This window comes from Pseudomonas sp. Z1-14 (assembly GCF_051132005.1).
Lineage (GTDB): Bacteria > Pseudomonadota > Gammaproteobacteria > Pseudomonadales > Pseudomonadaceae > Aquipseudomonas.
Genome location: NZ_CP071646.1, coordinates 5949157 through 5963552, shown reverse-complemented (window position 1 = coordinate 5963552; position 14396 = coordinate 5949157). Strand labels below are relative to the sequence as shown.

At 62.2% G+C, this 14396-nt stretch carries 10 protein-coding genes; all 10 read left to right on the top strand.

What is annotated here, in order from left to right; genetic code table 11:
- Window positions 1–187: 187 nt before the first annotated feature.
- The 10 genes from J3P89_RS27330 to J3P89_RS27285 all read left to right on the top strand — a co-directional run bounded on the left by J3P89_RS27330 (window position 188) and on the right by J3P89_RS27285 (window position 14172).
- The gene (locus J3P89_RS27330; RefSeq protein WP_434654233.1) at window positions 188–1537 is read left to right on the top strand and encodes a TolC family outer membrane protein; all 1350 of its coding nucleotides are present in this window, start codon (window positions 188–190) and stop codon (window positions 1535–1537) included.
- Between the two features lie 36 nt (window positions 1538–1573).
- Window positions 1574–3730 (top strand): type I secretion system permease/ATPase, encoded by a 2157-nt coding sequence (locus J3P89_RS27325; RefSeq protein ID WP_434696231.1) that lies wholly within the window; start codon window positions 1574–1576, stop codon window positions 3728–3730.
- A complete protein-coding gene (locus J3P89_RS27320) occupies window positions 3720–5087 on the top strand; it encodes an HlyD family type I secretion periplasmic adaptor subunit (RefSeq protein ID WP_434602468.1) in 1368 nt (455 codons plus the stop codon). Before J3P89_RS27325 ends, J3P89_RS27320 begins: the two co-directional genes overlap by 11 nt.
- Before the next feature lie 348 nt (window positions 5088–5435).
- Window positions 5436–6338, top strand: a complete 903-nt coding sequence (locus tag J3P89_RS27315; RefSeq protein WP_434696230.1) for a TauD/TfdA dioxygenase family protein — start codon at window positions 5436–5438, stop codon at window positions 6336–6338.
- 37 nt (window positions 6339–6375) lie between these two features.
- The gene (locus J3P89_RS27310) at window positions 6376–7401 is read left to right on the top strand and encodes an ABC transporter substrate-binding protein (protein WP_434696229.1); all 1026 of its coding nucleotides are present in this window, start codon (window positions 6376–6378) and stop codon (window positions 7399–7401) included.
- Between the two features lie 5 nt (window positions 7402–7406).
- Entirely contained in the window at window positions 7407–8267 is an 861-nt protein-coding gene (locus J3P89_RS27305) for an ABC transporter ATP-binding protein (RefSeq protein ID WP_434696228.1), read from the top strand.
- Between the two features lie 12 nt (window positions 8268–8279).
- Window positions 8280–9146 carry an ABC transporter permease gene (locus J3P89_RS27300; protein WP_434570435.1) on the top strand — a complete coding sequence of 289 codons (867 nt, stop codon included), beginning with the start codon at window positions 8280–8282 and terminating at the stop codon, window positions 9144–9146.
- A gap of 657 nt (window positions 9147–9803) precedes the next feature.
- Window positions 9804–10292 (top strand): cell division protein, encoded by a 489-nt coding sequence (locus tag J3P89_RS27295; protein ID WP_434673267.1) that lies wholly within the window; start codon window positions 9804–9806, stop codon window positions 10290–10292.
- A complete protein-coding gene (locus J3P89_RS27290) occupies window positions 10285–11727 on the top strand; it encodes a TIGR01777 family oxidoreductase (protein WP_434696227.1) in 1443 nt (480 codons plus the stop codon). The genes J3P89_RS27295 and J3P89_RS27290 overlap by 8 nt, the downstream gene beginning before the upstream one ends.
- 9 nt (window positions 11728–11736) lie before the next feature.
- Entirely contained in the window at window positions 11737–14172 is a 2436-nt protein-coding gene (locus J3P89_RS27285; RefSeq protein ID WP_434696226.1) for an alpha/beta hydrolase, read from the top strand.
- The last annotated feature ends 224 nt before the right edge of the window (window positions 14173–14396 follow it).

Sequence of the window (14396 nt, the reverse complement as noted above, 5' to 3'; positions counted from 1 at the left end):
TGCTGGCCATCCTAAACAATCGCCCCTGTAATGTCACATTGATATTTAAGCGGCGACCTGTTCTTTCGGTGCGTGTTCCTGCCCCTGTTCTGAACTTTCCGACATACGGTCATTCCGGTTGCCATCATCCGATGCAGCGACACGTTTCGCTGTGATTCAAGACAAGAGTTTCGGGAATTTTCCAACCATGCGTTCGCACCTGTTCAAGGCTTTACCCTTCGCCCTGGCCGCCAGTTTCGTACAAGCACAAACCTTGCCGCAGGCCATGCAACAAGCATTGGATGTTCATCCGGAAATTCAGGCAGGCGTGAACAGCCGCCTGGCGGCGGACTATCAGTTGAAGGCGGCCAAGGGCGGCTACCTGCCTAGAGTGGACCTCGCAGCCGGTTACGGCCGTGAAGGCACCGACAGCGTGACGACCCGTTCGGGCAGTAATAATCATTGGGAAACCCTGAACCGCAGCGAATCGAGCCTACGCTTGTCGCAAATGGTTTTTGACGGTTTTGCGACGTCCAGCGAAGTCGGGCGTCAACAAGCCAACGTCAGTGCCCGCGCCTATTCCTTGCTTGATGCCTCCGAGCGTACCGGGCTGACCGTCGCCCAGGTGTACCTGGACGTACTGACCCGCCGTGAGTTCGTGCGCCTGGCCGAGGAAAACCTCAAGAGTCACGAGCGCATCTTCGATCAAATCAAGTTGCGCACGTCCCGGGGGGTAGGCAGCGGCGCCGACCTGGACCAGGCCGAGGCGCGCATGGCCCAGGCCCGCAACAACCTGATCACCGAGCAGACCAACCTGGCCGATGCCGAGACCAACTACCTCAGCGCCGTCGGACAATTGCCTGACCAACTGGAGCGCCCCGCCGACTTTCTGGCGTTGCTACCGGCCAACCTGACCGAAGCCCGTGCCCAGATGCTGGAAAACAGCCCGGTGCTGCGTTCGGCCGAAGCCGACATCGCCGCCGCCGAGAAGCAATACGAGGCCGCCAAGTCGAGCTTCTACCCTCGCTTCGACGCGGAACTGGGCCGCACCGCCGACAACGACCTGGACGGCCAGAACGGCCACAACAACGAATGGCAGGCCATGTTGCGCATGCGCTTCAACCTGTACGCCGGTGGTAGCAACAAGGCCGACCTGGAATCCAAGTCCTACCTGTCCAACCAGGCGCTGGATATCCGCAACAACGCGCTGCGCCAGTTGAATGAAGAGCTGGGCCTGGCCTGGAACGCCCTGAACAACGCCAACGCCCAGGTGCCCATCGCCCAGCAATACGTGGATCGCAGTGCCAACGTGCGCACCGCCTACCAGAAGCAATTCAGTCTCGGCGAGCGGACCCTGCTCGACTTGCTCGACAGCGAAAACGAGCTGTTCAGCGCCTCCCGCCGTCTGGCGGAAATCAAGAACGTGCAGCTGTTCAGCCAGTACCGGATCAAGGCGACCATGGGCCAGTTGCTGAAAAGCCAAGGCGTGGTCGCGCCGTTGGCATCCGTTGTGCAGAACGACGTGAAACCCAAGGTCCAGTTGCCTGGGATGAATTAAGCCATCCATCCGTTTTTCAGCGAAAGAGTGCCGAGCGTGGAATCAGAAGTCAGTCCAGTCGAACTAGTTCACGACCCGCGCACGCTGCACGATGACCCGCTGCTGGATGGTTTGCTGGCGCTCTGCATGCTGCACCAGAAACCTGCCAGCGCGGCGATGCTGACCACCGGCCTGCCGCTGCCCAAGCAACGGTTGAGCGTCGACTTATTGTCGCGCGCGGCGGCCCGTGCCGGTCTGCAAGGCCGGGTGTTGCAACGCAAGCTCGAACAGATCCCGGCCATTGCCATGCCGGCTCTGCTGCTGCTCAAAGAAGGCCGCAGCGCCGTGCTGCTGGGCTGGGCCGGTGACGACCAGGCGCGCTTGCTGCTTAGCGAAAGCGATGGCGGAGAGGTCACCGTCAGCCGCGAGTTGCTGGCCGATGACTACAGCGGCAAGGTTTTCTTCGCCCAGCCGCAGCATAAATTTGACGTCAACCACGGCACGCTGATCCCTCGGGCGCGTTCCTGGTTTCGCGACACTCTCAAACGCTCCCGCTGGTTGTACGCCGATGCCATCGCGGCCAGCCTGCTGATCAATATCATCGCCATGGCCGCGCCGCTGTTCGTGATGAATGTCTACGACCGCGTGGTGCCGAACCAGGCCGAATCAACCCTGTGGGTACTGGCGGTCGGCATTACCGGCGCCTACGTCTTCGACCTGATCCTGAAGATGTTGCGCAGCCTGTGCCTGGACCTGGCGGGCAAGAAAACCGACCTGATCATTTCGGCGACGCTGTTCGAGCGCATCGTCGGCATGGCGATGAAATATCGCCCGGCGCGGGTCGGCAGCTTTGCCCAGAATATCCACGAGTTCCAGAGCCTGCGGGACTTCCTCGCCTCGCTGACCCTGACCAGCCTGATCGACTTGCCGTTCACGCTGCTGATCTTCATGGTCATCGCGATCCTGGGCGGGCATCTGGTGTGGATCCCGGTGCTGGCGTTCCCGATCGCCTTGCTGATTGGCTATGCCTTGCAGAAGCCGTTGGTAGCGACCATGGAACGAACCATGGCCCTGGGCGCCGAGCGCCAGTCCAGCCTGATCGAAACCCTGGCCGGCCTGGATGCGGTGAAGGTCAACAACGCCGAAAGTGAACGGCAGTACCAATGGGAACAGACCATCGGCACCCTCAGTCGCCTCGAGCTGCGCGTGAAGATGCTGTCCGGCCTGGCGATGAACATCACCTTGCTGATCCAGCAACTGGCCGGGGTGATCATGATCGTCTTCGGTGTCTACCAGATCATCGCCGGCAACCTGAGCATGGGTGGGCTGATCGCCTGCTACATGCTCAGCGGCCGCGCACTGAGCCCATTGGCCTCGTTGTCGGGCCTGCTGACCCGCTATCAGCAAGCGCGGGTGACGATGACTTCCGTCGACCAGATGATGGAGCTGCCCCAGGAACGCAATTTCGACGAGCGCCCGCTCAGCCGCAAAGTCCTGCAGGGCGCCATTGAATGCCGCCAGTTGAACTTCACCTATCCGAACCAGCAGAACGCCGCGCTGAAGAACATCAACCTGGTGATCAAGCCGGGCGAAAAAATCGGCATCATCGGCCGCAGCGGCTCGGGCAAAAGCTCTCTGGCAAAATTGCTGGTGGGGCTTTACCAGCCGGATGACGGCGCGTTGCTGGTGGATGGCGTGGACATCCGCCAGATCGACGTCAGCGAGCTGCGCTACAACATCGGCTACGTGCCCCAGGACATCCAGCTGCTGTCCGGAACCCTGCGCGACAACCTCACTTCAGGTGCCCGCTACGTCGAGGATGAATTGGTGCTTCAGGCCGCGGAGCTGGCAGGCGTACACGAATTCGCCCGCCTGCATCCGCAAGGCTATGAACTGCAAGTCGGTGAGCGCGGGCAGAACCTGTCCGGCGGCCAGCGCCAGAACGTCGCCCTGGCTCGCGCGTTGCTGCTCAACCCGCCGATCCTGCTCCTGGACGAACCTACCAGCGCGATGGACAACACCGGTGAAGAGCGCTTGAAACAGCGCCTGGCCGCCGTGGTGGAAAACAAGACCGTGCTGCTGGTGACGCACCGGGCATCCTTGCTGTCGCTGGTGGACCGCCTGCTGGTGATCGACCGCGGGCAGATTCTCGCCGACGGCCCGAAAGCCGCCGTCATGGAAGCGTTGAAGAAGGGGCAGATCAGTGTTGCTTAAATCCGGTTTCAAGGGCGCTGTGGGCCGTTACTTCAAAGGTTCCGACTCGCTGCATGGCCAACCGCTGCCCGAAGTCAACAAGGCGCTGATCGAGGACGCCCCCCGCGTGGTGCGCCTGACGATCTGGGGCATCATCGGTTTTTTCGTGTTCCTTGGGCTGTGGGCCAACTTCGCCGAGATCGACGAAGTGACCAAGGGCGACGGCAAGGCGATTCCTTCGTCCAAGATTCAGAAAATCCAGAACCTGGAAGGCGGTATCGTCGCCGAACTGTTTGTAAAAGAAGGGCAGATCGTCGACGCCGGTGCGTCGTTGATTCGCCTGGACGACACGCGCTTTGTCTCCAACGTCGGCGAAACCGAGGCGGATCGCCTGTCCATGCTGTTGCGGGTCGAGCGCCTGAGTGCCGAGGTCGATGACCGACCGCTGAATTTCCCGGCTGATGTACTCAAGGCCGTACCGGGTCAGGCTGCCAGCGAAGAATCGCTGTACATCAGCCGCCGCCAGCAGTTACACGATGAAATCGGCGGCTTGCAGGAGCAGTTGATCCAGCGGCAGCAGGAATTGCGCGAGTTCGTCTCCAAGCAGTCCCAATACCGCTCCGGCCTGGCGCTGCAACGCCAGGAAATCAACATGTCCGAGCCGCTGGTGGCCCAGGGCGCGGTATCGCCGGTGGAAGTGCTGCGGCTCAAGCGCGCCGAGGTCGAGACCCGTGGGCAACTGGACGCGACGACGCTGGCGATTCCTCGCGCCGAGTCGGCGATCAAGGAAGTGCAGCGCAAGATCGACGAGACTCGCGGCAAGTTCCGCAGCGAGGCACTGACCCAGCTCAATGAGGCGCGCACCGACCTGAACAAGGCTCAAGCCACCGGCAAGGCCCTGGAGGACCGGGTGAGCCGTACCCTGGTGACATCGCCGGTGCGCGGCATCGTCAACAAACTGCTGGTCAACACCATCGGCGGGGTAATCCAGCCCGGTAGCGACCTGGTGGAAATCGTGCCGCTGGACGACACCATTCTGGTGGAGGCGAAGATCCGTCCCCAGGACATCGCCTTCCTGCACCCCGGCCAGGACGCCACGGTGAAATTCACCGCCTACGACTACACCATCTACGGCGGGATGAAAGCCAAGCTGGAACAGATCGGCGCCGACACCATCACTGATGAAGACAAGAAAACCACCTACTACATCATCAAGTTGCGCACCGAACGCAGCCACCTGGGCACGCCTGAAAAGCCCTTGCTGATCATCCCCGGGATGGTGGCGTCGGTGGATATCATCACCGGCAAGAAGACCGTGCTGAGCTACCTGCTCAAGCCCATCATCAAGGCCCGGGCCGAGGCGTTGCATGAGCGGTAAGCCCTGGACTCAGTGCTCGTAGCGTTTGTGGCGAGGGAGCTTGCTCCCGCTCGGCTGCGAAGCAGTCGCAAAACCAGGCAAGATGGTCAGCCTGAAAGAATGCCGGGGCCTGCTTCGCAGGCCAGCGGGAGCAAGCTCCCTCGCCACACGGCCGTGTTGCTCCCACAGCTTCTGCCATATGGTTATGCATTTTAAGTATTTAAATTAGCCTTCTTATACCCTTAAAGTCATCCCCCTGCGTACCTGCCGACCAATCGGCGCGCCGCACGACACAAACCGACACGGTGACCCCGTGAGTTTTTGATCGACTGCGCGCCCATTCAAGCGCGCCGTGCGTGGGAGTGATGTATGCCAGCCGTCTCTTTTTCTCCAGATTCAAATGCCGCGAACATCGCGCCGCAATCATTCGAAGTACGCCCATTCAGCGGTGCCGTAGGTGCCGAGATCGTAGGGCTGGATCTGTCGCGGCCGATCAACGATCAGGATTTCGCGCGCATCCACCGCGCGCACCTGGACTATCACGTCGTGGTGTTCCGCGATCAGCGCATCACACCCGAGCAGCACATCGCTTTCAGCCGCCGTTTTGGTGTGCTGCAAATCCATGTGCTCAAGCAATTCCTGCTGACCGGGCATCCGGAAATTCTCATCGTCTCCAACATCATCGAGAACGGCCAGTCCATCGGTCTGGGGGACGCCGGCAAGTTCTGGCATTCGGACCTTTCCTATAAGGAACTGCCGAGCCTCGGCTCGATGCTCCACGCCCAGGAGCTGCCGAGCGAGGGCGGCGACACGCTGTTCGCCGACATGCACAAGGCCTGGGACGGTTTGCCCGAAACACTGCGTAAAGCGATCGAGGGTCGTTCGGCGGCGCATTCCTACACGGCGCGTTACAGCGAGACCAAATTCGAAGGTAACTGGCGCCCGACGCTAACGCCTGAACAGTTGGCCCAGGTCGCCGAAGTCGTGCATCCGATCGTCCGCACCCACCCGGAAACCGGGCGCCAGGCGTTGTTCGTCAGCGAAGGCTTCACCACCCGCATCGTCGGCCTGCCGGAGGATGAAAGCAAAGCCATCCTGGCCGAGCTGTATGCCCACAGCGTGCTGCCCCAGAACATCTATCGCCATCAATGGCAGCCCCACGACCTGGTGTTCTGGGACAACCGCTCGCTGATCCACCTCGCCGCCGGTTGCCCTGGCCATCTGCGCCGCAAGCTTTATCGCACCACTATCCAGGGCGACGCCCCTTTCTGATCGGCTGCGCAGCGCGCAAAGAGCCCGGAGAAACACCATGTCCAAACGCATCGCTTTTGCACCGCTGGCTGCGGCTATCGGCCTGGGGTTCAGCTTGCTGGCCGGCAGCCTGGTTGCGCCGGCCAGCGCCCAGGCCGAGGGCGAGATTCGCATCGCCGAGCAGTTCGGCATCGTCTACCTGCTGCTGAACGTGGTCCGTGACCAGCAATTGATCGAGAAGCACGGCAAGGAGGAGGGCATCGACATCAAGGTCGACTGGACCCAGCTGTCCGGCGGCGCGGCGGTCAACGATGCGTTGCTGTCGGGCTCCATCGACATTGCCGGGGCGGGTGTCGGGCCGTTGCTGACGGTCTGGGACCGCACCCGTGGCAAGCAGAACGTCAAGGCCGTGGCCTCCCTCGGCAACTTTCCCTATTACCTGTTAAGCAACAACCCGAACGTCAAGACCATCGCCGACTTCACCGAGAAGGACCGCATCGCGGTGCCGGCGGTAGGCGTGTCGGTGCAGTCGCGTTTCCTGCAGTACGCCGCTGCGAAGCAGTGGGGCGACAAGGAGTTCAATCGCCTCGACAAGTACACCCTGGCCGTCCCGCACCCGGACGCCACGGCCGCGTTGATTGCCGGCGGCACCGAGTTGACCGGGCACTTTTCCAACCCGCCGTTCCAGGATCAGGCCCTGCAAAATCCCAATGTTCACGTGGTGCTCAATTCCTATGACGTGCTCGGGCCAAATTCGCCCACGGTGCTGTTCGCCACCGAGAAATTCCGCGATGAAAACCCGAAGACCTACAAGGCCTTCGTCGAAGCGCTGACCGAAGCGGCCGAGTTTGCTCAGAAAGACAAAGGCGCGGCGGCGGACACCTACCTGCGCGTGACCAAGGCCAAGATCGACCGGGCGACTCTGCTGAAGATCATCGAAAACCCGCAGATCGAATTTACCGTCACGCCAAAAAACACCTACCCGCTCGCCGAATTCCTCTACCGCGTCGGCGCCATCAAGAACAAACCGGCCTCCTGGGAAGACTACTTCTTCCAGGACGCCAAACCGCTGCAGGGGAGCTGATTGTCATGAACGCGCCATTGCCAGGCCACGCGGCCAGCAACGCCACCCGCACCGACACCGCGCTGTTGTCGGTGGATAACGTCAGCCTGGAATACCGCACCCCGCAGCGTGTAGTCCGCGCCACCCATCAAGTGAGTTTCGAGGTCGATCCGGCAGACCGCTTTGTACTGCTCGGCCCGTCCGGGTGTGGCAAGTCCACATTGCTCAAGGCCATTGGTGGTTTCATCACTCCGTGTGAAGGCGAGATCCGCCTGCAAGGCCAAATCGTCAGCGCGCCAGGGCCGGACCGGATCGTGGTGTTCCAGGAGTTCGATCAGCTGCCGCCGTGGAAAACCGTCAAGCAGAACGTGATGTTCGCGCTGCTGGCGTCGGGCACGCTCAAACGTCGCGAGGCCGAGGAGCGGGCGCTGCACTACCTCGATAAAGTCGGGTTGGCAGCGTTTGCCGATGCTTATCCGCATACCTTGTCTGGTGGGATGAAGGCACGCGTCGCGATTGCCCGGGCGCTGGCGATGCAACCGAAGATCCTGCTGATGGACGAGCCCTTTGCGGCGCTGGATGCGCTGACCCGCCGCAAGATGCAGGAGGAATTGCTGCTGCTCTGGGAAGAGGTGCGCTTCACGCTGCTGTTCGTTACCCATTCCATCGAAGAAGCGCTGGTGGTGGGCAATCGCATCCTGCTGCTGTCACCGCATCCGGGGCGGGTCCGGGCGGAAATCCACAGCCACCAATATGATCTGCACAGCCTTGGCGGCGTCGGGTTCCAGCACACGGCGCGGCGGATTCATTCGCTGCTGTTCGAACAAGGCCAGTCGCCGGATGCTGAACGCGAGCTGGGTTTTGCCGACATTCGTATCGCGTACTGAGGGGAGCCTTTCATGAGCCAGTTATCGCCTGCGCGCGAAGAATACGAAGTCGATCTGCAACCGCTGACCCACGTACCACTGGAGCGGGAATTGCCCCTGGGCCAGCGCCTTTGGCAGCAGGGTTGGTTGCGTAAATGTTTGATCCTGTTGGTGCTGGCGCTGGTGTGGGAGGGCGTGGCGCGTTACCAGAACAACGACCTGTTGCTGCCGAGCTTTTTGCAGACTGCCAGTGCGTTACATGACGGTTTGCTCAGTGGCGAGTTGCTGGGCAAGGTGTGGATTTCCCTGGTGGTGCTGCTCAAGGGTTATTTGCTCGGCATCGTCCTGGCGTTTGGCTTGACCACCCTGGCGGTGTCGACGCAGTTGGGGCGTGACCTGCTCAGCACCCTGACGTCGATGTTCAACCCGTTGCCGGCCATCGCGCTGTTGCCGTTGGCGCTGTTGTGGTTCGGCTTGGGGCAGAACAGCCTGATCTTCGTGCTGGTGCATTCGGTGCTGTGGGCGCTGGCGTTGAATATGTATGCGGGGTTTCTCGGCGTATCGGAAACGCTGCGCATGGCCGGGCGCAACTACGGGCTCAAGGGCCTGCGCTTTGTGCTGTTCATCCTGATTCCGGCGGCGCTGCCGTCGATCCTCGCCGGGCTGAAAATCGGCTGGGCCTTCGCCTGGCGCACCCTGATCGCCGCCGAACTGGTATTCGGCGCCACCAGCGGCAAGGGCGGCCTGGGCTGGTACATCTTCCAGAACCGCAACGAGCTGTACACCGACAAAGTCTTTGCCGGGCTGGCGGTGGTAATCCTCATCGGGCTGCTGGTAGAGAACCTGGTATTCGACAGCCTGGAGCGGGTGACGGTGAAGCGTTGGGGGATGCAAAGGTAAGCTATTCATGAGCATCCGTGGCGAGGGGGGGTGTCTGGGCTGACGCCATCGCGAGCAAGCTCGCTCCCACAGGTGGACGGTGTTGATCCATATATTTGGATTCGACACAAAACCCTGTGGGAGCGAGCCTGCTCGCGATGGCGGTCTTCAATTCACCACAGGCCTTTCAACCTGACGCTTGAATTCCAGCCGATCCATCTCCCCGCCAACCGATGAAGAGTGGACCTCAGCCGACTTCTGTGGCGAGGGAGCTTGCTCCCGCTCGGCTGCGCAGCAGTCGCAAAACCAGGCAATGCGGTGTGCCTGAAAGAATGCTGGGGGCCTGCTGCGCAGGCCAGCGGGAGCAAGCTCCCTCGCCACGGGTTTTGGGTGTCTGGGAGGGCGCCATCGCGAGCAGGCTCGCTCCCACAGGTGGTTGGGGTTGTTGCAGACATCTCAGCCAGCACAGGTCCATGTGGGAGCGAGCTTGCTCGCGATGGCGGTCTTCGATTCACCACAGGCCTTTCAACCTGACGCTTGAATTCCAGCCGATCCATTTCCCCGCCAACTGACTCCAGGCAGTGGATTTTATTTATCGCTGCCCGGCTTGTTAGCCAAGTAAAGCCCCTTCCTTTTCCATTAGACTTGCCGCCTCCAAGCAAGCCTTCAGGACACGGAATGCCAGTCCCTCCCAGCCCCCTTCGCAAAGCTCTGGTCGTTTGGCTGTACGCTGCGGCCCTGATGCATCTGCTCGCCGGTCTTACGCTGACCTGGGCCGGTCACTCCGGCTTGCTCGATGATTACCTGAACACCATCGAGCAGGCGTTCTGGGGTGCGGACATCGTGCCGGTTACCGTCCGCACGCAACAGGTCTGGTGGCTGGCGCTGTTCGGCGCCACGTTGCAAAGCTATGCGTTATACATGCTCGCGCTGGTCCATCTCGGCGATCGCCTGAAAAGTGCCATGCCCTGGGGCTGGCTGATCGTCGGCATTCTCCTCTGGGCGCCTCAGGACATGCTGGTTTCCGCCCAGGCGCGGGTCTGGTCGCACCTGTGGTTCGACAGCTTTGCATTACTTGTTTTACTGCCGCCGCTGTTCTGGCTTTATCGCCATGATCGCCGCACCGCCCTGACCGACAACACATCGAGTGAGTCGAACCATGCCTGATTTTTCGCCGCTGGACTGGGCCATTGCCCTGCTGATTGCCCAGGCCATCCTCGGTGCGCTGGATACCCTGTATCACCATGAACTCACAGTTGCCTTGCCCTATCGCCACAGTGCGCGGCTGGAACTCTCCATTCACTCCCTGCGCTCGTGTTTCTACGGGATCCTGTTCCTGGGTATCGCGCATCTGGCCTTCGAAGGGACATGGGCGATCGTCATCGCGCTGCTGTTCGCCCTGGAGATCGGCCTGACGCTGTGGGATTTCGTGGTCGAGGACCGTAGCCGAAAACTGCCGCCCATCGAGCGCATCATGCACACCGTGCTGGCGGTCAACGGTGGGGCCTTCTTCGCGCTGTACGGCGTGCAACTGGCGCAGTGGGCGAGCCTGCCGACCGGCCTGAGCACGATCGACCTGGGCTGGCGCGGCTGGCTGCTGACGTTGTTTGCCATCGGCGTCACCGCCTCGGGCATTCGCGACGGCTTGGCCGCCTTGCGCATGCAGCGCCAGGGCAAGCCGGGCAACCCGTTTGCCGGTGGTGCCTACAAGCGCGTGCTGGTCACGGGAGGCACCGGGTTTATCGGCGAGACCCTGGTCAATCAGTTGCTCGATGCCGGGCACACGGTCAGCGTGTTGGCCCGCGATCCATTGAGGGCGGCCTATCTGTTTGACGGCCGCGCCCGCTGCGTGCGTTCGCTGGGCAAGCTGGGCCATGACGAAACCTTCGATGTACTGATCAACCTGGCGGGCGCGCCGGTGGCCGGGCCGCGCTGGAGCCCGAGGCGCCAGGCGCAACTCATCGCCAGCCGGGTCGATACCACCGAAGCCTTGATGACATGGTTGAAGAACGCTCGGCACAAACCGGCATTGTGGATTCAAGCGTCGGCCATCGGTTTTTATGGCGTGCGCGACGCCAGCGAAAGCCTCGATGAAAGCGCCAGCCAGGGCGATGGTTTCATGGCCGAACTCTGTTCGCGTTGGGAAGCCTCTGCGCGGCCCGCAACCGAGTTGGGCGTGCGACAGGTGGTGATGCGCCTGGGCGTGGTGTTCGGTCCGGGCGGTGCGTTGCTGCCGTTGCTGATTCCGTTTCGCCTGGGGTTCGGTGGGCGGATGGGCGATGGTCGGCAAATCATGAGTTGGGTGCACCGCGACGACGTGATCCAGGTGATCGCCCGTGCCTTCGAGGACGAAAGTCTGAGCGGCACCTACAACCTGGTAGCGCCGGAAACGGTCAGTCAGGCTTTGTTCGCCGAACGCGTTGGCCAGGCGCTCAAGCGCCCGGTGTGGTTCCACATCCCGGCCGCGCCGGTGCGCGCCCTGGCTGGCGAGATGGCCCAGCTGTTTTTCGACGGCCAGCGCGTGGTGCCCAATCGTCTCGTTCAGGCCGGTTATACGTTCCGTTACCCGACACTCGACGCTGCCCTGCGCGACCTGGCCTGAGGACTGTCCATGAGCAAGCCGAGGATGTACCTGCTGGCCGGCAACGGTAGTGCTGCCGATTGGTGGGACGACGTGTTGCCGCACTTCAAACGCTACGACGTGGTGCCGCTGGAGCTGCCCGGTTTCGGCGACAACCCTCAGGCTCCTTGTGAAGACCTGGCGGCCTACGCACAGGCGTTGCTCGCGGCAACGGTAAAGGGCAGCGCGATCATGGCGGTCGGGGTGAACGCCTTGCTGGTGCTGCACGCCTTGCAACGCCGGCCCGGACACTTTTGCCGCAGCGTTTTGCTGGCGCCGGTGGGTGCGTTCTTGTGGCAGCGACGATTGCCGGCGCTGATGTCGCCGCTGCCGATTCGCAAGACCATCCACTGGCTGCTGGCGAACAAGCCAAGGCTGTTCGCCCACAAGTTCTCCCGCCAGCAATGGACGCCCGCGCAGTACGAGCGCATGGGCGCCGGCTATGCCCGCTGCCGGGCCTTTGTCCCGCATTGGGATCTGGTGCGCGCCGACACCGCGTTGCCGTTGCTGGAGTGGATCAGCGACCCGGTCGAACTGGTATGGGGCGATCAGGACAAGATGCTCGGCATCGCCCAGGCAGCGGCATGGTCAGCCATTCTTGCCCGCGCCGACTTGACCATCAGCTTGAAGCCCGGTTGGGGCCACTACCCGTGGATCGACTCACCGGCTGAATTCGCCGCCTGGCTGGAGTCCGGCGAGCGCGGGTTCGTCGCGCACACCAAAGGCGGCCGCTTGCGCCTGGCGGAGCTGGCCGGGCAGCCGGTGCCAGCGGCACTGTCACTCAACGATTGTCATGATCCACGCTTGCCAGGATTTTTGAGCAGCCAGCCGGATGCTGCCTGGGCCGTGCGTTCCTCCAGTTACGGGGAGGATCAGGCCGATGCGGCCAATGCGGGCTTGAGCACCACCTACTTGCGCGAGCCGACACACAATGTGCCGACACGCATTGCCGAGCTGAGCGCGGCGGGTGTCGAGGAAGTGGTGGTGCAGCGTTTCATCACCCCACGGCTGTCCGGGATCGCCTTTGTGCGTCACCTTTCGGTTGAGCTGGAATGGGTCGAAGGCCATCTGGAGTCGTTGGCCGATGGCAAGGTGAGCCCTGATCGAGCGATCATTTCCCGTCTCGGCGAGTCTTGGAACAGTGGTACATTCACGCCGGCCCATGGCCTGACCGCCGAAGCGCTGTGGCAGTTTCTCCAGGGCGTGCTGCGGGTCTTCCACTACGTGCCCGGTGATGTCGAATGGGCCTGGGACGGCACGCAACTCTGGTTGCTGCAATACCGGCCGATCAGCGACTACGGCTGGCGCCGCCACCTGACCGCCGCCAACATCGCCGAGATCCTGCCGCCACAGCCCAGCGTCCTGGTGGAGTACGCCCAGCGTCGTGCGGCGGCAAGCATTCCGGCGATCATGGCGCGTTGGGATTCACGGATTTTGCAGGACAACGAGCCTTTCACCGCAGTGTTTGGTGGCGCCTCGTATATCAACAACGACCTGTTTCTCGCCCGGCTGACCGACTGGGGCGTCAGCGCCAGCAGCTATGCCGGCGAGGTCGGTGGGGCAACGCCGCACTTGCCTTGGCGGCCGCTGCGCCTGCTGCGGTCGCTGCCGTTGTTTTTGCGCATGCAGCGTATCGCTCGCGGGCATCTGCTTACCTTGGAAAACGGTTTGCGCCGTTTCGACCGAGAGCTGCACGAACTGACCGGACAAGGCGCTGACGGCCAGCACCTTGCCGATTGGTTTACTCGCTTCTACGTGTTCGTGGTGCAGGGCAACCTGTGCATCGCCAGCGCCTTGGCCAGCAGTGGCGGCGACTGGCTGGGGCGACCGCCGACCGCCTATGACAATCTCGAACACAGCCCTCATCGCTTGCCTTGGGAAACCGATCCGGCAACGCCGCGCCCGGCGCCGACCGAGCTGCCATTGCAACCCTTCCCGCAATGGCCGTTAACGATTCGCCTGGCCCATGGCGCCGGCCTGCCAGGGCTGCGCGGCTACTACTTGCAGGTGCGCGAATGGTATCGCGACAACCTGATGCGGATCTTTTTCCGCCTGCACCACGCCATGCCGAGCGCCGACCGCGAGCATTGGTTCGCGCCGCACCGGGACATCCGCAGCCGCGACGGCAGCTTCTGGCAGGACGGTCGTGAAGGCACCGAGCAGGCGAGCGGATTCCTGATCTACCCGGGCCAGGCCCAGGGCATCCTCGGCGAGGACATCCTGCTGGAAGACACCCTGGACCCTGGCCGCCACGCTCACTATCAAGGCGCCCGCGCCGTGATCGCGCGCATGGGCGGCCGCCTGTCCCATGGCTCGACGTTGCTGCGTGAACTGCGCAAACCTTCGGCGGTACTGCCTCAAGTAGACGTGGGATGGTTGGGGCGTGAGGTGGTGTATTGCGATGGGGAGTTGAGGCTGGTGGAGTAGGCGCTGCAATGTCTGCCAACCACCGTGGCGAGGGAGCTTGCTCCCGCTGGGCTGCGCAGCGGCCCTAGGATTTTGCGGTCGCTGCGCAACCGAGCGGGAGCAAGCTCCCTCGCCACGGGGTTTCGGGTTGTCTGGGCTGAGGCTTTCGCGAGCCGGCTCGCTCCCACAATTTGTTATTCCTGTATAGAATTAATAAATAGCTTCTTATTCCTTAAATAATATAA

Excerpts from the sequence above, each read along its gene's own strand:
- J3P89_RS27330 (WP_434654233.1), top strand. The coding sequence starts at position 188 with ATGCGTTCGCACCTGTTCAAGGCTTTACCCTTCGCCCTGGCCGCCAGT.
- J3P89_RS27315 (WP_434696230.1), top strand. The coding sequence starts at position 5,436 with ATGCCAGCCGTCTCTTTTTCTCCAGATTCAAATGCCGCGAACATCGCG.
- J3P89_RS27310 (WP_434696229.1), top strand. The coding sequence starts at position 6,376 with ATGTCCAAACGCATCGCTTTTGCACCGCTGGCTGCGGCTATCGGCCTG.
- J3P89_RS27305 (WP_434696228.1), top strand. The coding sequence starts at position 7,407 with ATGAACGCGCCATTGCCAGGCCACGCGGCCAGCAACGCCACCCGCACC.
- J3P89_RS27300 (WP_434570435.1), top strand. The coding sequence starts at position 8,280 with ATGAGCCAGTTATCGCCTGCGCGCGAAGAATACGAAGTCGATCTGCAA.
- J3P89_RS27295 (WP_434673267.1), top strand. The coding sequence starts at position 9,804 with ATGCCAGTCCCTCCCAGCCCCCTTCGCAAAGCTCTGGTCGTTTGGCTG.
- J3P89_RS27290 (WP_434696227.1), top strand. The coding sequence starts at position 10,285 with ATGCCTGATTTTTCGCCGCTGGACTGGGCCATTGCCCTGCTGATTGCC.
- J3P89_RS27285 (WP_434696226.1), top strand. The coding sequence starts at position 11,737 with ATGAGCAAGCCGAGGATGTACCTGCTGGCCGGCAACGGTAGTGCTGCC.